The sequence below is a fragment of the Novosphingobium sp. genome, from assembly GCF_027489515.1.
GTDB lineage: Bacteria > Pseudomonadota > Alphaproteobacteria > Sphingomonadales > Sphingomonadaceae > Novosphingobium.
On sequence record NZ_JAIXZS010000020.1, the window covers coordinates 45,997 to 67,859 of the forward strand.

Here is a 21,863-nt window from a genome sequence, read left to right on the forward strand (position 1 = left end):
GTTAGAACCTGATCCCGCAATTCTTGTCCTCCGGAATGAAAGCGTAGGAAAGCGCTTTTTGCATCCGGATCAGTCCGCCGCTAAAGGCCGCCGACCAGCATGACACAGGCGCCCTTCATCCTGCTCGACGATGCCCGCGAAGAAGGGGCAGGCCCGGCGCGGCTTTATACCGCGCCGCAAGAGATCGTCGTCGCGCGCCGGCCGGATGAAGTGGAAGCGGCGCTTGCCCGCATCGGCGCGGCGCCGGGGCACTGGGCAGGGATGATCGCCTACGAGGCAGGCCTTGCCCTCGAACCGCGTCTTGAAGCCCTGCTTACCGCGCGCACCGGCGCGGCAGGCCCGCTGGTGTGGTTCGCACGCTTTGCCGAAATGCGGAGCATGACCGAGGCCGAGGCGCAAGCCTGGCTCGATGCCGCGATCGAAGGGCGCGGCCGGCTTGGCCCACTCGATCCTCAGGTCTCGCCCGGCGGCTATGCGAAAGGGTTCAACAGCCTGAAATCGGCGATTGCCGCAGGCGATATCTATCAGGCGAACTATACCTTCGAACTTGGCGGCGCGTGGGAAGGCGATCCGCTTGCGATCTACCGCGCGCTGCGCGGCGATGCCCGCTCCGGCTATGGCGCGGTGATCTGGGACGGCGCGCACTGGCACCTCTCGGTCTCGCCCGAGCTGTTCTTCACGCTCGAAGAGGGCCGCGCCGAAGTCCGTCCGATGAAGGGCACCGCCCCGCGCGGCCGCACGGCAGAGGAAGACGCCCGGTTCAAGGCCGCGCTCGCCTCCAGCGTCAAGGATCTCGCCGAGAACCTGATGATCGTCGACCTCATGCGCAACGATCTCTCGCGCGTGGCCGAGCCCGGCAGCGTGCGGGTGGCGGCGCCCTTCGCGGTCGAGACCTATCCGACCGTCCACCAGATGGTGACGACGGTCCACGCCCGGCTCCAGCCCGGTGCGGACGCGCGCGATCTGCTGCGCGCCATCTTCCCCTGCGGCTCGATTACCGGCGCGCCGAAGATCCGGGCGATGGAACTGATCGATGAGGTCGAGCGCGATGCGCGCGGGCTTTACTGCGGAGCGATCGGGCGGATCGATGTCGCGGAAACGCAAGGCACTGGTGAGGCTGCCTTCAATGTGGCAATCCGTACGGTGCGGCTGCTGCCCGATTATCCGGGGGCAGGCCGGGGGCGCGCCACAATGGGGGTCGGCTCCGCAGTCGTTGCGGACTCGGCGGCTCTTCCGGAATGGCGCGAATGCCTGGTGAAAGGGGATGTCTTGCGTCTGGGGGCCAGCAGCGCCGATCTGATCGAGACGATGGCGTTCGATCCCGCCCACGGCATTGCGCTGCTCGAACTGCACCTTGAACGCATGAAGACGAGCGCCGCCGAGCTCGGCTTCGCATTCGATCGCCATGCGCTGCGCAATGCGATCCATGTGCTCTGTTTCGATCTCGATGCGCCCTCGCGCGTCCGGCTGCTCGTCTCGAAAAGCGGTGCCCATGCGCTCGAGGCGGCCCCGATGCCGCCCGCCTTGCCCGGTCCCGCGATCTGCGCGGTCCTCCCGCTCCCGGTGGCCGAGGGCGATTGGCGCCTGCGCCACAAAACGAGCGACCGCCATTTCTACGAAGACGCCTTGCGCGCCGCCAAGGCCGCCGGGGCACACGAAGCGCTGCTCCTGCGCGATGATGGCCGGCTGACCGAAGGCAGCTTCACAAGTCTTTTCGTCACCCGCGGTGACCTGCTGGTCACGCCTCCCGCCGCGCTCGGCCTCCTCCCCGGCGTGCTGCGCCGCAGCCTTCTCGATAGCGGCCGCGCGGTCGAAGGCGATGTAACCATGAACGATCTCGAATCCGGCTTCTTCATCGGCAACGCCCTGCGTGGCCTGATGCCGGCAAAGCTGCTCGGCGCATGAGCGAGGCCCATTTCAGCGCCGCGCTTCAGCGCATTTCCGCCTCGCGCACCACAGTGATGACCGACCGCGCCATCGCGCTGCGTGCCGAAGGGCACGACATCATCTCGCTTTCGGTGGGCGAGCCCGATTTCCCCACGCCGCCGCACGTGATCGCTGCCGCCAAAGCCGCGCTTGATGCGGGCGATACGCGCTACACCGCCGTCCCCGGCACCGCCGCGCTGCGCGACGCGGCGGCCCTGCATTTCGCCCGCGATCTCGGCATCCATGTGCCGTCCTCGCAAGTGATCGTCAGCGCGGGCGGCAAGCAAGCGATCTTCCTAGCCATCGCCGCGACCGCCGGTCCGGGCGACGAGGTCCTGATCCCCGCGCCGTGGTGGGTCAGCTACCCCGAGATCGTCCGCTTCGCCGGGGCCGAACCCGTCGCGATCCCGACCACGCCGCAGACCGGCTACCGCATCAGCGCCGACCAACTGGCCGCCGCGATAACGCCGCGCACCCGCTGGCTGCTGCTCAACAGTCCCGGCAATCCCACTGGCGCGGTCTATTCTGCCGATGACCTCGCCGCGCTCGGCGAAGTCCTGCGCCGCCACCCGCAGGTCCTTGTCCTCAGCGACGATATCTACGCGCCCTTGCGCTATACCGAAGGCGCCCATGCCACGCTCGCGGTCGTCTGCCCCGATCTCGCGGACCGTGTGCTGACCGTCTCCGGCGTATCCAAAAGCCACGCAATGACCGGCTTCCGCATCGGTGTCTCGGCCGGGCCGCAATGGTTGATCGGCGCGATGGCCAGGCTCCAGTCGCATGCTTCTGGCAATCCCTGCTCGATCAGCCAGGCCGCTGCCGTTGCCGCCTTCACCGGCCCGCAGGATTTCCTGCTCGATTGGCGCGAGCGCTTCCGTGTCCGCCGCGATGTGGCTGTTGCGGCGCTCAATGCCGTGCCCGGCCTCGCCACGCCTAGCCCCGATGGTGCGTTCTATTGCCTGGTCGATGCCGGCCCGCTGATGGCGCGCTTCGGCGATGACGAGGCGCTGGCGCTGCATCTCCTCGATCACGGCGTCGCGGTCGTCGCGGCCTCGGCCTTCGGCGGGCAGGATGGTTTCCGCATCAGCTTTGCGGCAGACGATGCCCGCCTTGCCGAAGCTCTCTCCCGCATCGCCAAGGCCCTGAAATGACAATGGCGCAATGATCACGCTTCCCATCCTGTTTGAGGACGCCGAGGCGCTCGTCATCGACAAGCCCGCCGGCCTGCCGATTGATCGGCCCCGCGCCGGGGGCACCAGCCTCGAAAACTATCTCGATGCCCTGCGCCTCGGGTTCCAGCGCTTGCCGCTCGCGGTTCACCGGCTTGATCAGGATACCTCGGGCTGCCTGCTCCTCGCGCGCAACGCCAAGGCGCACAAGCGCTTCGCCGCGGCGTTTGAAGCGCGGCAGGTCGAGAAGGTCTATCTCGGTGTCGTCGCCGGGCCGGTCGCGGATGACGATGGCACCATCGCCCTCAATCTCTCCAAGATCAGCAGTGCGGAAAAGGGCTGGCGGATGATCGCTGCGCGCGCGGGCAAGCCTGCCATCACGCACTGGCGCGTGCTCGATCGCAAGGAAGGAATGACGCTGGTCGAGTTCCGCCCAGAAACCGGCCGCACCCACCAGATCCGCATTCATGCGCTTGCGGGCCTCGGTGCCGCGCTGCTCGGTGATCCGGTCTATGGCAGCGGCGCCGATGTAACGACGGGCGCCCGGCGCACCATGCTTCACGCCGCCGCGCTCACCGTGCCGCGCGAAGGCAAGGCGCCGATTGCCGCAAGCGCGCCGCTCCCGGCCGATTTCGCAGCGCTCGGGTTCGCGGAAGTTGAGCCTGAGGCTGACCCATGTCCACCGACGCCCTGATCGAACGCGCGCTTGGCCTGATCGAGGAGAGCTTCATCGCCTCGGCAGGGCCCGGCGGGCAGAACGTCAACAAGGTGGCGACGGCAGTACAGATACGCCTCGATGTTTTCGCGCTGCGCCTCGAGCCGCAAGTGTTTCACCGCCTCAAGGAACTCGCCGGCAGCAAGATGACCGCGCGCGGCGAGATCGTGATGACCGCGCGCAGCTACCGTACGCAGGAACAGAACCGCGAGGATGCGAGGAATCGGCTTGCCGACCTGCTGCGCGAGGCCGCGACGCTCCCCGCACGACGCGCAAAAACGCGGCTCAACCGCGTCGGCAAGACCGAACGTCTGGCAGGCAAGAAGAACCGCAGCGCCATCAAGGCCGGCCGCGGCAAAGTCCGGCTGGACTAGGGCTTCGCGCTGGCGCCATCCGCTGCGGCGGAGGCGGGCGGGGCGGTAAGATCCGCGGGCACGGTCGCGTCCACCAGCGGCGGGGCAGGGCGATTCTGCAGCATTTCCGCTGCCTCATCGAGCGCGCGGGCTTCGCCGACGGTCACGCCGCCGGGGCCCGGATCGGTGTCCTTCTGACAGCCGCTGAGGCACAGGGCTGCGGGGAGCAGCGCCGCAGCGGCTAGCGCCGCACGCAGGCTCCCCGCGCCGGTCATTACTGAGGCTTCTGCTCTTCGGCAGCGGCTGCTGCGGCGGCCTTGGCTTCCTCGGCAGCCGAGACGGCGCTGTCCGCCGCGCTCTTGGCTGCGTCCTCGGCGCTCATCGCGGCCTGCGAGGCATCGGCGGCAGGCGCAGGGGCAGCAGCCGAAGGCTCGGCCGAGGGCAGTTCGTCGGCGGGCATCTCGACGTTGTCGGCGGTCGCGCCGGCCGAAGCGTCGTCAGTCTTGCCGCAGGCGCTCAGCGCGAATGCGGCGGCGCAGGCCAGCACGGTGGCGAGGCGCTTGATCTGGATGGTCTTGGTCATGGGTGTCCCTCGAACAGGTCTGGATGGTGCATCGAGGCGGCGCGGGGCCGCTGCGCCGGCGCGTTCTAAAGCGCGCTCCCCGTCAAGGCAAACCTCAAACCGCCGATCCGGAAGGTTGTGCCCGGACTGTTATGCCATATAAGGAAATCTTTATACGACTTGCATCATATAAAGAATGCTTTATATGAGGTTCCCATGTCCGTTCTCGAAGCCCTGCGCGCACTGGCCGACCCCACCCGGCTGAGGATCATGCGGCTGCTTGCCAGCATGGAACTCGCTGTGGGTGAACTTGCGCAAGTTCTCGGCCAAAGCCAGCCGCGCGTCTCCCGCCACATCAAGATCCTCTGCGATGCCGGCCTTGCCGAGCGCCGCCGCGAGGGCGGCTGGGTGTTCCTGCGTGCTGCCGTCAGCGAAGCCGGCTCGCCTGATACCCTCGGCACCGCACTCGCCCGCGTCCTCGTCAGCGCAGAAGCTGCCGATCCCGGCTTCGGAGCCCAGTGCGCCGAGGACCGTCAGCACCTCGGCGTGATCCGCTCCGCGCGCGAAGCCAGCGCGGCGGACTACTTCGCGCGCCACGCCGCGCAGTGGGACGAACTGCGCAGCCTCCACATCGCCGATGGCCCGGTCGAAGCCGCGCTCGGTGAGATGCTTGCCGGCCAGATCGGCCGCCTCCTCGATGTCGGTACCGGCACCGGGCGCATCGCCGAGCTGTTCGCGGATCGCGCCAGCCACCTTACCGGGCTCGACAAGAGCCCTGAAATGCTCCGCCTTGCGCGCACCCGGCTGCAGCACTTGCCCGCCGGCCACGTCACGCTGGTCCAGGGCGATTTCGCGCAGTTGCCGTTCCCGGATGCGGGCTTCGACACAGTTCTGTTCCACCAGGTCCTGCACTATGCCTTCGCTCCGCAAGCCGTGCTGGCGGAGGCCGCGCGCGTCACCGCGCCGGGCGGGCGCGTCGTTATCGTCGATTTCGCCCCGCACGACCGCGAGGAGCTGCGCACCGCCCACGCCCACGCGCGGCTCGGTTTCTCCGACGCGCAGATCGCGGGCCTGCTCACTGCGGCCGGGTTCGACCCCGCCGGCGATCGCGCGCTTCCGGGGCACGAACTCATCGTCAAGATCTGGACCGGTGTGCGCCGCAGCGAGCGTGCCACCGTGACCGAATTCCCGAGGCTGGCAACCCAATGACCACCACCTTCGATCAGCTCCGCGAGGCGCGCACTGCGCTCGATACCCCGCTGTTTGCGGGCCTTCCGGGCGATATCCGCGTCTCGTTCGAGTTCTTCCCCCCGCGCACCGATCCGCTGATGGAGCAACTCTGGGAGGTCGTGACGACACTCGCGCCGCTGCGCCCCAGCTTCGTCTCGGTGACGTACGGTGCAGGCGGATCGACGCGCGATCGCACCCACGGCACCGTCTCGCGCATCATCAAGGAAGCGCGCCTCCCTGCTGCAGCGCACCTCACCTGCGTCGAGGCGAGCAAGGCCGAGATCCGGGACGTCGCCGAGAGTTACTGGGAAGCCGGCGTGCGCCACATCGTCGCGCTGCGCGGTGACATGGGCGCACCAGGGGTGCCGTTCACCCCGCATCCCGATGGCTATGCCAATGCGGCGGAACTCGTTGCAGGCCTCAAGGCCATCGCTCCGTTCGAGATCTCGGTCGCCGCTTATCCCGAGATGCACCCGGATTCGCCGAGCCTCGAGGCCGATATCGACAATCTCAAGCGCAAGCTCGATGCCGGGGCCAGCCGCGCGATCACGCAGTTCTTCTTCGAGCCCGAAACCTTCTTCCGCTTCCGCGACAGGCTGGCCGCCGCCGGGATCACCGCCCCGGTCCTTCCGGGCATCCTCCCCGTCTCCAACGTCGCGCAGACGCGCAAGTTCGCCGCCGCCTGCGGCGCGCAGATCCCGGCGTGGATGGACGGCCTGTTCGAAGGCCTCGATCATCACCCCGCCTCGCGCCAGCTTGTCGCCGCCACCGTCTGCGCCGAGTTCTGCCGCCGTCTCTACGCGGGCGGCGTGCGCGATTTCCACTTTTACACGCTGAACCGCGCCGAGCTGTCCTACGCGATCTGCCACCTGCTCGGCCTGCGCCCCGAACGCGCCCCGCTGGAGCAAGCTGCATGACGATCACTCCATCCGCTGCCCGTACCGCTCTGCTCGAGCAGGCCGGCAAGCGCATCCTCATCACCGATGGCGCGTTCGGCACCGAGATCCAGAACTGGAAGCTGACCGAGGCCGATTACGCCGGCAATCTCGGCTTCTCGCGCGATCAGAAGGGCAACAACGACATCCTCGCGCTAACGGCACCGCATGTGCCCGAATCGATCCACCGCGCCTATTTCGCGGCGGGTGCGGACATTGCGGAGACCAACACCTTCTCCGCCAACCGTATCAGCCAGGCCGATTACGGCGCCGAACACCTCGTGCGCGCAATCAACCTCGAAAGCGCGAAGCTCGCCCGCCGCGTCGCGGATGAGTTCACCGAGGACGACGGCCGCCCCCGCTTTGTCGCTGGCGCCATCGGTCCGACCAACAAGACCCTCTCGCTCTCGCCCGATGTCAACGATCCGGGCTTCCGCGAGATCGACTGGGACTTCCTTGTCGAAGTCTACCGCGAACAGGCCGAAGCGCTGATCGAAGGCGGCGCAGACTTCATCCTTGTCGAAACTGTGTTCGATACGCTCAACGCCAAGGCCGCGATCATGGCTGTCCGCCATCTCGAGCAGCAGCTTGGCCGCGAAGTGCCGATCATGCTCTCGATGACGCTGACAGATCTTTCGGGTCGCAACCTTTCAGGCCACACGGTCGAGGCCTTCTGGTACGCCGTCCGCCACGCCCGCCCCGTCACCATCGGGCTCAACTGCTCGTTCGGCGCTGCCCAGCTGCGCCCCCATGTCCGCGCGCTCTCGCAGATCGCGGACACCCTGATCATGGTCTACCCCAACGCGGGCCTGCCCAACGAACTCGGCCAGTACGACGAACTCCCCGCCACCACTGCTGGCCTCGTTCACGAGTGGGCCGAGCACGGGCAGGTCAATGTGCTTGGCGGCTGCTGCGGCTCCACGCCCGAGCACATCGCTGCGATAGCCCGCTCGGTGCAGGGCCTGCCCCCGCGCCAGCTGCCGCAGCACCAGACCGCCACAGCGCTGGCTGGCCTCGAACCCTTCGTGATGGCCTGACCATCTCCCCTCCCGCTCGCGGGAGGGGCCGGGGGAGGGCATGTTGCCGCTCGCCCGACCAGAACACACCCTCCCCTAGCCCCTCCCGCACGCGGGAGGGGAACAGGAAGCAGAAATGACCACCGATACTGCCACCCGCCCCACTGGCTCTTCCTTCGTCAACGTCGGCGAACGCACCAATGTCACCGGCTCTGCTGCGTTCAAGAAGCTGATCCTCGCGGGCGACTACACCAAGGCCGTCGAAGTCGCGCGCCAGCAGGTCGAGAACGGCGCGCAGATCATCGACGTCAACATGGACGAGGGCCTGCTCGATGCGGTCCACGCCATGACCACGTTCCTCAAGCTGATCGCCGCCGAACCCGATATCGCCCGCGTGCCGGTGATGATAGACAGCTCGAAGTGGGACGTGATCGAAGCCGGGCTCAAGTGCGTCTCGGGCAAGCCCATCGTCAACTCGATCTCGATGAAGGAGGGCGAGGAAGCCTTCCTCGCCGCCGCGCGCAAGTGCATGGATTATGGCGCCGCCGTCGTCGTCATGGCTTTCGACGAGAAGGGCCAGGCCGATACCAAGGCGCGCAAGGTCGAGATCTGCAGCCGCGCCTACGATCTTCTCCTCGGCATCGGCTTCCCGGCCGAGGATATCATCTTCGATCCCAACATATTTGCGGTCGCCACCGGCATCGAGGAGCACGACCGCTACGCACTCGACTTCATCGAGGCCGCGCGCGAGATCCGTGCCCGCTGCCCGCATGTCCACATCTCGGGCGGTCTCTCCAACCTCTCGTTCTCGTTCCGCGGTAACGAGACGGTCCGCCGCGCGATGCATTCGGTGTTCCTCTACCACGCGATCCCTGCGGGGATGGACATGGCCATCGTCAACGCCGGCCAGCTTGATATCTACGACCAGATCGATCCCGTGCTGCGCGAAGCCTGCGAGGACGTCGTGCTCAACCGCGTGCCTGCCACCGGCGGCGAGAAAACCGCCACCGAACGGCTCATCGAACTTGCCGAAAGCTACAAGGGCAAAGACGCCTTTGCCGAAAAGGCCGCCGAGGAATGGCGCGGCTGGGATGTCGTCCGCCGCCTCGAGCATGCGCTCGTCAAGGGCATCGACATGTACGTCGTCGAGGACACCGAGGAAGCCCGCGCCGCCATCTTCGCGCGCGGCGGCAGGCCGATCGAAGTGATCGAAGGCCCGCTGATGCAGGGCATGAACACGGTTGGTGACCTGTTCGGCTCGGGCAAGATGTTCCTGCCGCAAGTGGTCAAGTCCGCCCGCGTCATGAAGAAGGCCGTCGCCCACCTCATCCCCTACATCGAGGCGGAAAAGGAAGAAGGCGCGCGCCCGAAGGGCCGGATCATCATGGCCACCGTGAAGGGTGACGTCCACGATATCGGCAAGAACATTGTCGGCGTCGTGCTCCAGTGCAACGGCTACGAAGTGATCGATCTCGGCGTCATGGTGCCGTGGTCGAAGATCCTCGAAGTCGCCAAGGCCGAGGATGTCGACATGATCGGCCTCTCGGGTCTCATCACCCCTTCGCTCGACGAGATGGTGACGGTGGCCGAGGAAATGCAGCGCGCCGGGTTCAACATTCCGCTGCTCATCGGCGGCGCGACCACCAGCAAGGTCCACACCGCGCTGCGCATCGATCCCGCCTATGAAGGCCCGGTCGTCCACGTGCTCGATGCCAGCCGCGCTGTCGGCGTCGCCAGCCAGCTGCTGTCGGACACCCAGCGCGACGGCTTCGTCGAGGCGACCGCGGGTGACTACCAGCACGTGCGCGATCTGCGCGCCGGCAAGGAAGCCTCGGTCCTCCTCAGCCTCGCCGACGCGCGCGCCAATGCCTATGCGCCGGACCTTTCGGAAAAGGCGCCGCCGCCCGAACAGCCAGGGCTCCACGTCTTCCCCGAATGGGATCTCGCGGACCTCGCCGAATGCATTGACTGGACCCCGTTCTTCCGCGCGTGGGAGCTGGCCGGCAATTACCCGGCCATTCTCGATGACGAGATCGTCGGCGAAAGCGCCCGCAGCCTGTTTGCTGATGCGCAGAAGATGCTCGAGCAGATCATCGCCGAGAAGTGGTTCACCGCAAAGGGCGTTGCGGGCTTCTGGCCCTGCCACCGCGAGGAGGACGATGTCGTGCTTTACCTCCCCGAGGAAGAGCGCCACGTGCGCATCCCTTTCCTGCGCCAGCAGATCCGCAAAAGCCGCGACCGGAAGAACATGTGCCTTGCCGATTTCATCGATCCGCAGGGCGATTGGCTCGGCGGCTTCGCGGTCGGCATCCACGGCATCGAGCCGCACCTTGCCCGCTTCCAGGCCGCGCACGACGATTACAACGACATTCTCCTGAAGGCACTTGCCGACCGTTTCGCAGAAGCCTTTGCCGAACGCCTGCACCAGCACGTGCGCACCACGCTCTGGGCCTATGCGCCGGGCGAGCAGCTGACCAATGAAGCGCTGATCAAGGAACAGTACCGCGGCATCCGCCCCGCGCCCGGCTACCCGGCTTGCCCTGATCACACCTTGAAGCCGATCCTGTTCGGTCTTCTGAACGCGACCGAAAACACCGGGATCACGCTGACCGAATCGCAGGCCATGCTCCCCACCGCCGCCGTCTCGGGCTTCTATTTCGCGCACCCCGAAAGCGAGTACTTCGGCGTCGCCCGCATCGGCCGCGATCAGGTGGAAGACTACGCCGGCCGCCGCGGCTTCGATCTTGCCACCACCGAGCGCTGGCTGCGGCCCAATCTGGATTGAGGCGCAATCCGGCCCGTTCCTTTGGTGCAATCGTATTTCGCTTGGCACTTGGCTAGAAGCGGCCAATCCAGGGGCAAAAGGATATAGGGGAGGTATCCAAGCCAATGCCGACGATGAGCACGTCCGAGATTTTCCTGATCGCGCTGACGATCATCCTCGCCGTACCCTATGCCTTCTGGCGCTTGCTGCGGACCGACCACTATGCCCCGCTCGTGGTCGTCCAGATCGTCGGAGGCATCATCCTCGGCCCCGGCGTGCTCGGCGCGGCGTTTCCCGCCTACTACAGCTTCGTGTTCAACCCGCAGGTCATCGGCGCGCTCAACGGTGTGGCGTGGTGGGCGGTCATGATGTTCGTATTCGCTGCGGGGCTGGAACTCGATCTTGGCGATGCGGTCGAGAACTGGCGCGAGACGACGATCACCGCCGGCTGCGCACTGATCTTCCCACTGCTGCTCGGCGCGGGCGCGGCGGCGGTTCTGTTGCAGGAGCCCGGCTGGATCGGCCCCAAGGGCAATTACGGTCAGGCGGTTCTCGGCATCGGCATGGCCTGCGCAGTCACGGCGCTCCCCATTCTTGTCTTGCTGATGGAAAAGCTGGAAATCTTCCGCACCCCCTTCGGCCAGCGCCTGCTGCGCTATGCCAGCCTCGATGACGTGCTGATCTGGGGCGTGCTGGCGCTGATCCTGCTCGATTGGGAGCGCGTCGGCCGGCAGGGCCTGTTCCTCGCCGGTTTCGCGGTTGCCGCGTGGGTCCTTCGGAAGCTGGTGTCGCGGATCGAAGAGAACGACCGCTGGTACGTCAGTCTCGTCTGGCTCTCTGCTTGCGGCTTTGCGGCAGACTGGTCGGGTCTCCATTTCATGGTTGGTGCCTTCCTTGCGGGCGCCGTGCTCGATGCGAAGTGGTACAGCCGCGAGCGGCTCGATGGCTTCCGCAGCTTCCTCCTGCTGGCGGTCATGCCCGTCTTCTTCCTCTCGACCGGCCTGCGCACGAATTGGGGCGTCGGCGGTGCCGCCGTGTTCGGTGCCGCAGCGCTGTTCCTCTTCGCGGCGGTCGTCGGCAAGCTGGCGGGCGTTCACCTTGCGGGGCGCATTCTCGGCTGGGCCAAGGGCGAGGCTTCGGTCATCGGCTGGATGCTCCAGACCAAGGCGCTGATCATGATCATCTTCGTCAACGTCCTGCTCGACAAGCAGATCATCACTGCGGAAACCTTCACGGCGATGCTGCTGATGGCCGTCGCCAGCACAATGCTGACCGTGCCCAATGTGCGCCCGCGCCTTGCCAGGCTCGGCCTCGGGCCAGCGCAGGAATGAAGGCTGCGCGGCGCCTGATTGCGGCATTCTTCCTGCTCGCCGCCACGGCGGCTCAGGCGCAGAGCCCGGTGGTCTTCCCCACCACCGTCGCGGTGGTGTTCGATCGGCAGACGATCCGCCCTGTTGTGGTCGAGGGGACTGCGGACCAGACCGGTGGCCGCGCCGTCACCGCCGATGATCCGGTCCGCATCGCCTCTGTCTCGAAGCTCGTCACCGCGCTCGGTGTCATGCGGCTGGTCGATGCCGGCGTGCTCGATCTCGACCGCGACGTTTCGGACTATCTGGGCTGGCGGCTGCGGCATCCTGCGTTCCCGGACCGGCCGATCACGCTGCGCCAGCTCCTCTCGCATCGCTCCGGCCTCACCGACGACGCGGACTACATCATCCCGCTGGGCGAAACGATCCGCCAGCGCCTCGCCGATCCGCGTGCCTGGGATCCTGCCCACGGTCCCGGCGACGATTGGTTCCACTATACCAACCTCAATTTCCCCGTTGTCGCCTCGGTATTGGAAGCCTCGACCGGAGAGCGTTTCGACCACCTGATGCGCAAGCTCGTGCTGGTCCCGCTCGGGCTTTCCGCCTGCTACAACTGGTCGGGATGCAACGGCGTTGCAGCAGCGAGTGCGGTGGTGCTCTACCGCGCCGACGGCAGCGTGGCGCGCGATGATCTGCGCGGGGTTCTGCCCGCCTGTCCCGTCGTGGTGCCAGATGGCAAGCCGTGCGATCTTGCTGGCTACACACCCGGTTGGAATGGCGCGCTGTTCTCGCCCCAGGGCGGCCTGCGCATTTCCATGACAGACCTTGCGCGCATCGGCCGGATGCTCGCGCGCGGCGGGGAAGGCTTTCTGTCTCCGGAAAGCTTTGCCGCGCTTGTCACGCCTGTCTGGCGCTTCAACGGGCACAACGGCGTCGGTGAGAACGGCGAGCCAGACGGGTTCTTCTGCGCCTATGGCCTGGCTGTCCAGCTGATCGGCAACGAGGGCCCCGGCTGCAACGACGATCCCTTCGGCGATGGCATTCCGCGCCTCGGCCACCCCGGCGAGGCCTATGGCCTGCGCTCCGGCCTCTGGCTCGATCCGAACACCGGCCGCGGCGTCGCCTTTTTCACGACGGCAGTGCCGGACAATGCTGCCAGAGGGACCAGCGCTTTCACGGCGGCGGAGGAAGGCGTTCTGGCGCGCGTGCGCGGGCGATAAGCCGGGGATAATCCGGCGCGGTGCCAATAGGGCTTTTCCTTAAGGCGCCCGATCTGCCATGGCAGCCCGGTGATCACGCTCAGCTCCGAAGCCTTGGAAGACGCCCGATCTGCGCTGGCACGCATCTTCGGCTTCAGCGCGTTTCGCGGCGTGCAGGAACAGGTCGTCAGCCGCGTGCTGGCCGGCCAGTCTACCCTCGCAGTGATGCCCACCGGCGCGGGCAAATCGCTCACCTACCAATTGCCCGCCGCGATGCTGCCGGGCACTTGCGTGGTGGTCTCGCCGCTCATCGCGCTGATGCATGATCAGCTGCGCGCGGCCAATGCCAACGGCCTTGCCGCCGCTGCGCTCACCAGCGTCGATCAGGACCGTGAGCAGACCATTGACCGCTTTCGCAATGGCGAGCTCGATCTGCTCTATGTCGCCCCCGAACGCGCCAGCCAGCCCTATTTCCGCGAACTGCTCGGCCGCGCCCCCATCGCGCTCTTCGCCATCGACGAGGCACACTGCGTTTCCGAATGGGGCCACGATTTTCGCCCCGATTACCGCCTGCTGCGCCCATTGCTCGACAGTTTCGCGCATGTCCCGCGCCTTGCGCTGACTGCTACGGCAGACCGCCACACCCGGGCCGATATCCTCGCCCAGCTAGGCATCGCCGATGATGGCCTGATCATCGCCGGGTTCGACCGGCCCAACATCCGCTACCGCATCGCCCCGCGCGACAACGCGCTGCGCCAGCTCAAAGCCTTGCTCGCCGAGCAGCGCGGCCCGGGCATTGTCTATGCGCCGACACGCAACGGGGTCGAAAAGCTGGCCGCCCAACTGGCCGAGGGCGGGCGCCGCGTGCTGCCCTATCACGCGGGCTTGCCCTCCGAACAACGCGCCGCCAATCAGGCCGCCTTCGTCGCCAGCGAAGACATGGTGATGGTCGCGACAATCGCTTTCGGCATGGGAATCGACAAGCCGGATGTCCGCTTCGTCGCCCACGCGGGCCTGCCCAAATCGATCGAGGGCTACTATCAGGAAACCGGCCGCGCTGGCCGCGACGGAGACGATGCCGTTGCGCTCATGCTCTGGGGTGCCGACGATTTTGCCCGCGCCCGGATGCGCATCGGTGAGGTCGAGGAACACCGCCAGGCCAGCGAGCGCGCGCGCCTCGATGCGCTGGCCGGCCTTGTCGAAACCGCCGGCTGCCGCCGCGCCGTGCTCCTGCGCCACTTCGGTGAGGACCCGCCCGAGACCTGCGGCAATTGCGACAACTGCCTCCACGCGCCAGGGGTGACGGACGCGACGCAGCTTGCGCGCAAACTGCTGTCTGCCGTCTACCGCACCGGGCAGATGTTCGGCCTCGGCTATCTTGAAAAGGTGCTCACCGGCGCGGCGGACGAACGCGTCACCGATCGCGGCCACGATCAGCTCTCGGTCTTCGGCATCGTTCCCGGCGATGAGGCGCCACTCTTGCGCCCCGTGGCCCGCGCGCTGCAGGCACGCGGCACGCTTGTCACCAACGAACATGGCGGCTTCATGCTGGGCGGAGATGCCCGCGCGTTGCTCAAGGGCGAGGGGCGGCTCGATCTCGTCGTCGCGCCCAAGGCCGAGCGCAGCGGTCGCCGCCGCCGCGGCGCCGAGGGCGAACCCAATCCGATCGGCGATCCTCTGTTCGAGGCCCTGCGCGCCTTGCGCCGCGAACTCGCACAGGAAGCCGGAGTCCCGCCCTACGTGATCTTCCACGATTCCGTGCTGCGCGACATGGCGGCGCGGCGGCCCGGCTCGCTGCAGGAACTCGGCGCCATCGGCGGCGTCGGCGCGCGCAAGCTGGAGGGGTATGGGGACCGGTTTATCGAGGTGATCCGCGGGTTCTGAGGCGCCGCCTCAACGTCCCGCCCAACACCCAAAAACTTCGTCTTTGCGAGCGAAGCGAAGCAATCCAGAGCGGCATGCACAACCGCTCTGGATTGCTTCGTCGCAACGCTCCTCGCAATGACGAGGGCAAGATTTAGAACGGGATTTCTGCCCCATCCCATGCGAACAGTCCCCCGCTATCCGCTGGCGTCAACCCGTCCAGCACTCCCAGCAGCGCCCCTGCCGAAAACGCAGGCGTGAACAGCTTCTCCGCCGCCACCCCGCGCTGGAAGGGGGCCGAAAGCGCGCTGTCGACCGTGCCGGGATGCAACGTCACCGCAACGGCCTGCGGGTGCGTCCGCGCGAGTTCCAGTGCGAGGTTCCTGACCAGCATGTTGAGCGCTGCCTTGCTCGCGCGGTAGGCATGCCAGCCGCCCAGCCGGTTGTCCGAAATCGAACCCACGCGCGCGGAAAGCGCGGCGAACACCGCGCGGCCATCGCGGCGCAGCAGCGGCAACGCGTGCTTCGCGATCAGGGCGGGGCCGATCGTGTTCACCGCAAACAGCTCGGCCATGCCATCGGCGCTCAGGGCGCGGTATGATTTCTCGGGGCCGGTTCCGTCCGCGCGGGTCAGGCGGCCTGTCGCGATCAGCACCATGTCGAGCGGTCCGCCCATCGCGGCGCAGGCATCCGCGATGCTGACTTCGTCCTGCAGGTCGAACGCGAACGGGCGCAGCTTGCCGCCGCCTGGCCCCGCGCCCCGGCGTGATCCGGCATGGACTTCGGCAACATCCGCCCGCTCGGCCAGCGCCGCCGCCAAGGCGCCGCCAATGCCGCCCGAGGCGCCGAATACCGCGCAACGCAGGAGAGAGGAGGGACTGTTCATGGCGCGGGATTGCGCGCTTGGCCCCTTGCTGTCGAGCAGGTCCGAAGGGCAGGTGCTGTATTATATTGACAATACAGCTTGCGAAGCGACGATGGGCACGCCACATTGCTGGAACAAGCGCCCGCCGATTGTCTCGGGGGCGGGAGTGAGACACGACGCCATGGCCAGCCAATCGACCGATACTGCATCGCCCATCACCCTCACGCCGCCCGATCCCGTGCCGGTGGTCGCACCCACGCAGGCAGCCGGCCTCGTCCCGGTGGCGGACGAGACCAAGTCGAAGCTCGAGGCGCGCGCAGAGGCATTCGTGGCCGATCTCGTTGCGCAGGATGCGGCCAGCCCCGAATTCGGCAAGCGCGTCGATCAGCTTTCCAACATGGGCCGCAAGGAGATCGCGCAGGCGGCGGGCATGTCTAACCGCTTCCTCGACCGGCCAGTCCGCGCGATGGACAAGGATTCGGGCGTCGGTGCCGATCTTGCCGCGCTGCGCCGTACGGTGGAGGAACTCGATCCCGGCCGGCAGGGTAAGCTTTCCGGACCGCGCAAGATCCTCGGCATCATCCCCTTCGGCAACAAGCTCAAGACCTATTTCGACAGCTACCAGTCCTCGCAAGGCCACATCAAGGCGATCCTCGATCGGCTCGCCTCGGGCAAGGACGAGCTCCTCATGGACAACGCCGCGATTGACGTCGAGCGCTCCAAGCTGTGGGAAGCGATGGGCAACCTCGAGCAGATGATCCACATCTCCAAGGTGCTCGATCAGAAGCTGGAAGACGCCGCGAACGATCTCGACCACACCGATCCCGCCAAGGCCAAGGCAATCCGCGAGACTGCGCTGTTCTATACCCGCCAGCGCACGCAGGACTTGCTGACGCAGATGGCCGTCACGGTGCAGGGCTACCTCGCGCTCGATCTGGTCAAGAAGAACAACGTCGAACTGGTCAAGGGCGTGGACCGGGCCGGGACCACGACGGTCGCCGCGCTGCGCACCGCCGTCACCGTCGCGCAGGCGATGACCAACCAGCGGCTGGTGCTTTCGCAGATCACCGCGCTCAACACGACGACCGCGAACATCATCGATTCCACCGGCAAGCTGCTTCGCGAACAGACCGGCAAGATCCACGAGATGGCCGCCTCGAGCACGATCCCGCTGGAGACGCTGCAGCGCGCGTTCCAGAACATCTATGAGACGATGGACACGATCGATACGTTCAAGCTGAAGGCGCTCGATGCGATGAAGCAGACGGTCGACACGCTTTCGGGCGAGGTCGAGAAGTCCAAGGGCTACATCGCGCGCGCCGAAGGTCAGGCGCAGGCAAAGTTGGAAGGCGATGCAACCTCGCCACTGCTGAGCCTCGAAGGCTGAGGTCACGATGGCGGAAACCGCGAGCGAGAGCAGCCGCATCCTTGCCGAAGCGCGCGCCAGCCTGCAGCGCCAGCAGGCGGGCGGGCGCCGTGTGGGCGGCAAGTCGATCGGGCGGCGTTCGGCCGAACTGAAGCGCCTCCACATGCTGCGCAAGGCTGCGCGCATGGCCTTTGCGGTCATGGCGATCCTGCTCGGCGCGCTGGTGACAGGGCTGGTGATCGATGGCATCGGCTTCACCGGGATCGTCGTGACGTTCCTTGCCATGGTCGCAGCGCTTGCCGTGCTCGGGACCTATCCTCGCATGAAGGTGCCGGAACTCGGCATGCTCAACCGCGGCGACGTGCGCTCGATGGTGGCGCGCACCGAGCTCTGGCTGGAAGCGCAGCGCCCCGCGCTGCCCGCGCCAGCCGTGGGCCTCATCGATCAGATTGGCGTGCAGCTGGATGGCCTTGGCCTCCAGCTCGAAGGCGTCGATCCGGCTGAACCTGCCGTCACCGAAGTGCGCAAGCTGGTGGGCGAGCACTTGCCCGGCATGGTCGAAAGCTATCGCCGCATTCCTGCAAACCTGCGCCGCGAGACACGCGACGGACGGAGTGCCGATCAGCAACTGACCGATGGGCTCGGCAAGATCAGCCAGGAAATCGACGCGGTAACGCGGCAGCTGGCAGCGGGCGATCTTGATGCCCTGGCCGTGCGCGGGCGGTTCCTCGATTACAAGTATGGTGACGGACTGGAGCAGGCCGCCCCGCAGCTGGCCGCACCGAACAAGACCGAAAGCTAATGCGTATCTCGATCCCCCACAGCCTCGGCAAGGACGAGCTGCGCCGCCGAGTGGCCGCGCGGCTCGGCGATGCCGAGGACAAGGCCAAGGGCATGCTCGGCAGCCTCGCCACGGTCGAGATGACGTGGACCGATGCGGACACGCTGGCCTTGATGGTGAGCGCGATGGGCTACACCATCCCCTGCACGGCAACGATCACAGCGAGCACGCTTGATTTCGAGGTCGAGATTCCCGCCGGCGCCGGCTTTGCGCGGCGGATGATCGAAGCAGCGGTGCGCGAAAAGGGTGAGAAGCTGGTCGGCTGACCAGCGGGTCTCAGGCGAGGCGCGCTTCCATTTCTGCAATCAGCGCATCGAGCGTGCCGAGACTGTCGAGCGTCGGTGCGTCGATCAGGACTTCGACAATGCCGCCGCGTTCGCGCAGGACCGCCGGAAGCGGGATGCCCTTGTGCGGCGTATCGTCCTTGTGCTGGAATACCACCGGCATCGGTAGTCCCGCGAGCCACTTCCGCCACTTCGGGTCTATCCGCAGCGAACCGTACGTCACCGCGCAAAGGCTGCACGGGTACGTCGAGGGCGATAGCGTCTTGTGCAGCGAATCGAGCGCCATCTGCACCAGCCCGCCATTGGCGTTGTAGATGAAGATCAGGCGGTCCGGTGCAGGCCCGGCGGTCGCGCTCACGCCGCCAGGCTGTAGGGTTCGATCTCACCCGCGAGGTACAGCTTCTTCGCCTTCGCGCGGCTGAGCTTGCCCGAGCTGGTGCGCGGCAGCGTGCGCGGCGGCACCAGCTCGATCACGCAGTTCATGCCGGTGATCGCGCGCACCTTCTCGCGGATCGCATCGCGCAGCTTCACGCGCTCCTCGGGGTCAGACACGCGGCAGTGGACGAGAACCGCCGGGGTTTCCTCGCCGCTTTCGGTCTCCACCGAGAACGCGGCGATATCGCCTTGGTGGAAGCCTGGCAGCTGCTCCACCGCCCACTCGATATCCTGCGGCCAGTGGTTCTTGCCGTTGATGATGATCATGTCCTTGGCGCGGCCGACGATGAACAGGTAGCCCTCTTCGTTGAGGTAGCCCATGTCGCCGGTGTCGAGCCAGCCGTCCACCATGCAGGCTTCGGTCGCTTCGGGATCGCGGAAGTAGGAATGCATGACCGAGCTGCCGCGGCACCACACCTTGCCGATGTGATGGTGGGCGAGGGGCTCGCCATGCTCGCCGCGCACTTCGACGTCCATGCCGCGCACCGGCTTGCCGCAATTGACGATCGCGCGGTAGCGGGCAGGCCGGGACAGATCCCGAGGCGAGCCCGAAAGGCGCTCTTCCTCGACCAGCTCGACCCGGATGCCTTCACCCGGCGGCATCAGCGTGACCGCCAGCGTCGCCTCGGCAAGGCCGTAGCTCGGCAGGAAGGCGTTCGCCTTGAAGCCGGCATCGGCAAAGGCATTGACGAAGCTCTGCATCACGTCGGGCCGGATCATGTCCGCGCCGTTGCCTGCAATCCGCCAGCGCGAGAGGTCGAAGCGTTCGGCCACGTTGCTCTGGCTGGAGATGCGGCGCGCGCAGATGTCATAACCGAAGGTCGGCGAATAGGACATCGAGGTGCCCTTGTTGCGGCTGATCAGATCGAGCCACGCCAGCGGACGGCGCGCGAAATCCTCGGTCTTGAGGTAATCGGCCGAAACCTGATTGGCGATCAGCGAGAGGAAGCAGCCGACGAGGCCCATGTCATGGTACCACGGCAGCCAGCTGATCGCGCGGTCGCCGGGCTGGAACTTCATGCCGTGCGAGTGCCCGGAAAGATTCGCCAGCAGCGCGCGATGCGTCACCGCCACGCCATGGGGAAAGCGGGTCGAGCCGCTCGAATACTGGAGATAGGAAATCGCGTCCGGATCGGGCGTCGGCAGCGCGGTGTCGGCGGGCTCTACGGCATCGGCGAATTCCTGCCAGGTCAGGCCCTTGCAGCCGCAGCGCTCCGCCGCAGCGGCGCAGATTGCGGCGATCTCGTCCGGATAGAGCAGCATCGCGGGATCGGAGCTGGTGATCTGCACCGAAAGCTGGTCGATGTAGTTCTCCTTGCCGCCGAAGCTGGTGGGCAGCGGCAGTGGTACCGGCCAGGCACCGGCGTACATCGCGCCGCAGAACAGCGCGGCAAAATCGGGACCTGTCTCGGCGATCAGGGCAATCCGGTCACCCGGCTGCACGCCCATCGCGATAAGCCGCCGCGCCGCGACCAGCGCATCGCTGCGCAGCTCGGCATAGGGATAGACACGGACGAGGGTGCCGCGTGCATCGTGAAAATTGAGGCCGCAAGGGCCATCTGCTGCAAAATCAAGCGCTTCGCAGAAGGTGGTGAAATCGGCGAACCGACGCGGGCGCCCGTCATCGTTGGGCGTCGGAACCAGCGCGGCTTTCGCGGCGGCGTCCAGGACAGTCATGCGTTACCCCGTTTTATGGTTCTTGGGTTGATCTCGAATGGGGCCCAATTGGCCTGTTCTGTCCCCGCGAACAGATGCGGGAGGTTCCCATTTACGCGGGACTGTGGCACGAATGTGGCATGTCGCCACGAACCACTGGCACCAGTTCCGGGCAAGCGCCGGGCCGAGTCGGAGGAAAGCGGCAGAGAACCCCGCCACCACCGCTCGATAGCGCCGCGCTCGATGCGCTGGCGCTGACGTATGTGGCGCGCTTTGCGACGAGTTCCGGGCGTCTTGCCGACTACTTGCGCCGCAAGCTGCGAGAGCGCGGCTGGGCGGAGGGGAGCCCGCCCGATGTGGCAGCGGTCGTCGCGCGCATGGCTGAGCGCCGCTATGTCGATGATGCCGCCTATGCCGCCGCCAAGGGCGATGGCCTGCGCCGCCGCGGCTATGGTGCGCGGCGGATCGACGAGACGCTGAACCACGACGGCATTGCAGAACCGCTGCGCGCCGCCGCGCGGGGAAGCGAGACAGAGCGCCGCCATGCCGTGCTCGCCTTTGCCCGGCGCAAGCGGTTCTGGCCTTATTCAGCTGAGCGCTGTCTTGATCCTGCCATGCGCCGCAAGCATCTCGCGGCCTATCTTCGCGCGGGGCACGGGCTTGACCACGTGCGCCGGGTGATGGATGCGCGCGATCTCAGTGACCTAGAGGAATGGGCCGATGAATATGCCGAAGACGCTCTGGAATAGGGCCGCCAGCCTCGCGCTGCTGATTGCCGCGGTTGGCTGTTCGCCGCTCGCTGCGGGATCGACCAGCGCGCAGCAAGCGGCGACGGCGACGCCCTCGGCGCAGCTTGCGGTCCATCCGGTTTCGGGCCTCACGGTCGTGCCGCTTACCGTCACGACCGCCAGCGGGCCGCATGTGTTCAAGGTCGAAGTCGCCTCGACGCCGGGGGAGCAGGAGCGCGGCCTGATGTTCCGCTCGGTGATGGGCGCGGACGAAGGCATGATCTTTCCGATGGACCCGCCCCGGCGCACCGCGTTCTGGATGAAGAATACCGTCATCCCGCTCGACATCATCTTCATCGGTGCGGATCACAAGGTGCTCAATGTCGCCGCGAACGCGGTGCCCTATGATCTTTCGCCGCTGCCTTCCGATGGCGATGCGGCGGGCGTGCTTGAACTCATCGGCGGGCGCGCTGCGCAGATCGGGCTGAAGCCGGGCGATACCGTCAGCTGGTGAGACGCGCTGTTTGTTCCGCTAGAGCGTCGTGCGTTTAATCTGCAACGTATCCTGCTGCCTTGAGGTAGTTCCAGCATTCGTCTGGATGGTAGAGTTCGCAGATTGATCCGACGGCCTTCCACAGGGCATCGACTG

21 protein-coding genes and 1 pseudogene are annotated in these 21,863 nt (G+C 66.7%); 16 read left to right on the plus strand and 6 right to left on the minus strand.

Annotation, left to right across the window (positions count from 1 at the left end):
* Positions 1-99 precede the first annotated feature (99 nt).
* The 4 genes from pabB to arfB are packed head-to-tail and all read left to right on the plus strand — an operon-like array spanning position 100 to position 4,184.
* Positions 100-1,905 carry an aminodeoxychorismate synthase component I gene (gene pabB / locus Q0082_RS03300; protein WP_298189855.1) on the plus strand — a complete coding sequence of 602 codons (1,806 nt, stop codon included), beginning with the start codon at positions 100-102 and terminating at the stop codon, positions 1,903-1,905.
* On the plus strand, positions 1,902-3,077 hold the full coding sequence (locus tag Q0082_RS03305) for a pyridoxal phosphate-dependent aminotransferase (protein WP_298189857.1): 1,176 nt from the start codon (positions 1,902-1,904) through the stop codon (positions 3,075-3,077). The genes pabB and Q0082_RS03305 overlap by 4 nt, the downstream gene beginning before the upstream one ends.
* A gap of 10 nt (positions 3,078-3,087) precedes the next feature.
* Positions 3,088-3,789: an RluA family pseudouridine synthase gene (locus Q0082_RS03310; protein ID WP_298189859.1), complete on the plus strand. Its 702-nt coding sequence runs from the start codon at positions 3,088-3,090 to the stop codon at positions 3,787-3,789.
* Positions 3,771-4,184: an alternative ribosome rescue aminoacyl-tRNA hydrolase ArfB gene (gene arfB, locus Q0082_RS03315; protein WP_298189861.1), complete on the plus strand. Its 414-nt coding sequence runs from the start codon at positions 3,771-3,773 to the stop codon at positions 4,182-4,184. The genes Q0082_RS03310 and arfB overlap by 19 nt, the downstream gene beginning before the upstream one ends.
* Here arfB and Q0082_RS03320 read toward each other — a convergent pair.
* The gene (locus Q0082_RS03320; RefSeq protein WP_298189863.1) at positions 4,181-4,438 is read right to left on the minus strand and encodes a hypothetical protein; all 258 of its coding nucleotides are present in this window, start codon (positions 4,436-4,438) and stop codon (positions 4,181-4,183) included. The genes arfB and Q0082_RS03320 overlap by 4 nt on opposite strands.
* Complete coding sequence (locus Q0082_RS03325; RefSeq protein WP_298189866.1) at positions 4,438-4,746, minus strand: hypothetical protein; 309 nt, start codon at positions 4,744-4,746, stop codon at positions 4,438-4,440. The genes Q0082_RS03320 and Q0082_RS03325 overlap by 1 nt, the downstream gene beginning before the upstream one ends.
* A 195-nt stretch (positions 4,747-4,941) precedes the next feature.
* Here Q0082_RS03325 and Q0082_RS03330 point away from each other — a divergent pair, with 195 nt between their 5' ends.
* The 7 genes from Q0082_RS03330 to recQ all read left to right on the plus strand — a co-directional run bounded on the left by Q0082_RS03330 (position 4,942) and on the right by recQ (position 15,060).
* Positions 4,942-5,934 (plus strand): metalloregulator ArsR/SmtB family transcription factor, encoded by a 993-nt coding sequence (locus Q0082_RS03330; protein ID WP_298189869.1) that lies wholly within the window; start codon positions 4,942-4,944, stop codon positions 5,932-5,934.
* Positions 5,931-6,872 carry a methylenetetrahydrofolate reductase [NAD(P)H] gene (gene metF / locus Q0082_RS03335; protein ID WP_298189872.1) on the plus strand — a complete coding sequence of 314 codons (942 nt, stop codon included), beginning with the start codon at positions 5,931-5,933 and terminating at the stop codon, positions 6,870-6,872. Before Q0082_RS03330 ends, metF begins: the two co-directional genes overlap by 4 nt.
* Positions 6,869-7,927 (plus strand): homocysteine S-methyltransferase family protein, encoded by a 1,059-nt coding sequence (locus tag Q0082_RS03340; RefSeq protein WP_298189874.1) that lies wholly within the window; start codon positions 6,869-6,871, stop codon positions 7,925-7,927. The genes metF and Q0082_RS03340 overlap by 4 nt, the downstream gene beginning before the upstream one ends.
* Positions 7,928-8,042: 115 nt before the next feature.
* On the plus strand, positions 8,043-10,691 hold the full coding sequence (gene metH, locus Q0082_RS03345; RefSeq protein ID WP_298189876.1) for a methionine synthase: 2,649 nt from the start codon (positions 8,043-8,045) through the stop codon (positions 10,689-10,691).
* A 113-nt stretch (positions 10,692-10,804) separates the two neighbouring features.
* On the plus strand, positions 10,805-12,001 hold the full coding sequence (locus Q0082_RS03350) for a cation:proton antiporter (protein WP_298189878.1): 1,197 nt from the start codon (positions 10,805-10,807) through the stop codon (positions 11,999-12,001).
* Positions 11,998-13,197 (plus strand): serine hydrolase, encoded by a 1,200-nt coding sequence (locus tag Q0082_RS03355; RefSeq protein WP_298189881.1) that lies wholly within the window; start codon positions 11,998-12,000, stop codon positions 13,195-13,197. Before Q0082_RS03350 ends, Q0082_RS03355 begins: the two co-directional genes overlap by 4 nt.
* A gap of 69 nt (positions 13,198-13,266) precedes the next feature.
* On the plus strand, positions 13,267-15,060 hold the full coding sequence (gene recQ / locus Q0082_RS03360; RefSeq protein WP_298189883.1) for a DNA helicase RecQ: 1,794 nt from the start codon (positions 13,267-13,269) through the stop codon (positions 15,058-15,060).
* Between the two features lie 133 nt (positions 15,061-15,193).
* Here the strand turns inward: recQ and Q0082_RS03365 are convergent, their stop codons facing one another.
* Positions 15,194-15,925, minus strand: coding sequence for an SDR family NAD(P)-dependent oxidoreductase (locus Q0082_RS03365; RefSeq protein ID WP_298189885.1), 732 nt, complete (start codon positions 15,923-15,925; stop codon positions 15,194-15,196).
* A gap of 160 nt (positions 15,926-16,085) precedes the next feature.
* Here Q0082_RS03365 and Q0082_RS03370 point away from each other — a divergent pair, with 160 nt between their 5' ends.
* From Q0082_RS03370 to Q0082_RS03380, 3 genes are read left to right on the plus strand one after another with little or no spacing between them, the layout of a single operon-like run.
* Complete coding sequence (locus Q0082_RS03370) at positions 16,086-17,291, plus strand: toxic anion resistance protein (RefSeq protein WP_298189905.1); 1,206 nt, start codon at positions 16,086-16,088, stop codon at positions 17,289-17,291.
* Positions 17,292-17,298: 7 nt separating this feature from the next.
* Positions 17,299-18,072 carry a hypothetical protein gene (locus Q0082_RS03375; protein ID WP_298189887.1) on the plus strand — a complete coding sequence of 258 codons (774 nt, stop codon included), beginning with the start codon at positions 17,299-17,301 and terminating at the stop codon, positions 18,070-18,072.
* A complete protein-coding gene (locus Q0082_RS03380) occupies positions 18,072-18,377 on the plus strand; it encodes a polyhydroxyalkanoic acid system family protein (protein ID WP_298189889.1) in 306 nt (101 codons plus the stop codon). Before Q0082_RS03375 ends, Q0082_RS03380 begins: the two co-directional genes overlap by 1 nt.
* 10 nt (positions 18,378-18,387) lie before the next feature.
* On the opposite strand, the gene Q0082_RS03385 is transcribed toward Q0082_RS03380, so the two are convergent.
* Both Q0082_RS03385 and Q0082_RS03390 read right to left on the minus strand, forming a co-directional pair.
* A complete protein-coding gene (locus Q0082_RS03385; protein WP_298189891.1) occupies positions 18,388-18,753 on the minus strand; it encodes a hypothetical protein in 366 nt (121 codons plus the stop codon).
* The gene (locus Q0082_RS03390; RefSeq protein WP_298189894.1) at positions 18,750-20,507 is read right to left on the minus strand and encodes a fatty acyl-AMP ligase; all 1,758 of its coding nucleotides are present in this window, start codon (positions 20,505-20,507) and stop codon (positions 18,750-18,752) included. The genes Q0082_RS03385 and Q0082_RS03390 overlap by 4 nt, the downstream gene beginning before the upstream one ends.
* Positions 20,508-20,626: 119 nt before the next feature.
* Here Q0082_RS03390 and Q0082_RS03395 point away from each other — a divergent pair, with 119 nt between their 5' ends.
* Positions 20,627-21,235, plus strand: coding sequence for a RecX family transcriptional regulator (locus Q0082_RS03395; protein WP_298189897.1), 609 nt, complete (start codon positions 20,627-20,629; stop codon positions 21,233-21,235).
* A complete protein-coding gene (locus tag Q0082_RS03400) occupies positions 21,213-21,728 on the plus strand; it encodes a DUF192 domain-containing protein (RefSeq protein WP_298189906.1) in 516 nt (171 codons plus the stop codon). The genes Q0082_RS03395 and Q0082_RS03400 overlap by 23 nt, the downstream gene beginning before the upstream one ends.
* Before the next feature lie 34 nt (positions 21,729-21,762).
* On the opposite strand, the pseudogene Q0082_RS03405 reads toward Q0082_RS03400, so the two are convergent.
* Positions 21,763-21,863 (minus strand): annotated as a pseudogene (locus Q0082_RS03405) (IS630 family transposase); the annotation flags it as partial.

Coding starts and splice junctions, on each gene's coding strand:
- metH (WP_298189876.1), top strand. CDS start 8,043: ATGACCACCGATACTGCCACCCGCCCCACTGGCTCTTCCTTCGTCAAC.
- Q0082_RS03390 (WP_298189894.1), bottom strand. CDS start 20,507: ATGACTGTCCTGGACGCCGCCGCGAAAGCCGCGCTGGTTCCGACGCCC.
- Q0082_RS03310 (WP_298189859.1), top strand. CDS start 3,088: ATGATCACGCTTCCCATCCTGTTTGAGGACGCCGAGGCGCTCGTCATC.
- arfB (WP_298189861.1), top strand. CDS start 3,771: ATGTCCACCGACGCCCTGATCGAACGCGCGCTTGGCCTGATCGAGGAG.
- Q0082_RS03340 (WP_298189874.1), top strand. CDS start 6,869: ATGACGATCACTCCATCCGCTGCCCGTACCGCTCTGCTCGAGCAGGCC.
- Q0082_RS03350 (WP_298189878.1), top strand. CDS start 10,805: ATGAGCACGTCCGAGATTTTCCTGATCGCGCTGACGATCATCCTCGCC.
- Q0082_RS03375 (WP_298189887.1), top strand. CDS start 17,299: ATGGCGGAAACCGCGAGCGAGAGCAGCCGCATCCTTGCCGAAGCGCGC.
- Q0082_RS03380 (WP_298189889.1), top strand. CDS start 18,072: ATGCGTATCTCGATCCCCCACAGCCTCGGCAAGGACGAGCTGCGCCGC.
- Q0082_RS03365 (WP_298189885.1), bottom strand. CDS start 15,925: ATGAACAGTCCCTCCTCTCTCCTGCGTTGCGCGGTATTCGGCGCCTCG.
- Q0082_RS03325 (WP_298189866.1), bottom strand. CDS start 4,746: ATGACCAAGACCATCCAGATCAAGCGCCTCGCCACCGTGCTGGCCTGC.
- Q0082_RS03320 (WP_298189863.1), bottom strand. CDS start 4,438: ATGACCGGCGCGGGGAGCCTGCGTGCGGCGCTAGCCGCTGCGGCGCTG.
- Q0082_RS03355 (WP_298189881.1), top strand. CDS start 11,998: ATGAAGGCTGCGCGGCGCCTGATTGCGGCATTCTTCCTGCTCGCCGCC.
- pabB (WP_298189855.1), top strand. CDS start 100: ATGACACAGGCGCCCTTCATCCTGCTCGACGATGCCCGCGAAGAAGGG.
- Q0082_RS03400 (WP_298189906.1), top strand. CDS start 21,213: ATGCCGAAGACGCTCTGGAATAGGGCCGCCAGCCTCGCGCTGCTGATT.
- Q0082_RS03330 (WP_298189869.1), top strand. CDS start 4,942: ATGTCCGTTCTCGAAGCCCTGCGCGCACTGGCCGACCCCACCCGGCTG.
- Q0082_RS03305 (WP_298189857.1), top strand. CDS start 1,902: ATGAGCGAGGCCCATTTCAGCGCCGCGCTTCAGCGCATTTCCGCCTCG.
- Q0082_RS03370 (WP_298189905.1), top strand. CDS start 16,086: ATGGCCAGCCAATCGACCGATACTGCATCGCCCATCACCCTCACGCCG.
- Q0082_RS03395 (WP_298189897.1), top strand. CDS start 20,627: ATGTCGCCACGAACCACTGGCACCAGTTCCGGGCAAGCGCCGGGCCGA.
- metF (WP_298189872.1), top strand. CDS start 5,931: ATGACCACCACCTTCGATCAGCTCCGCGAGGCGCGCACTGCGCTCGAT.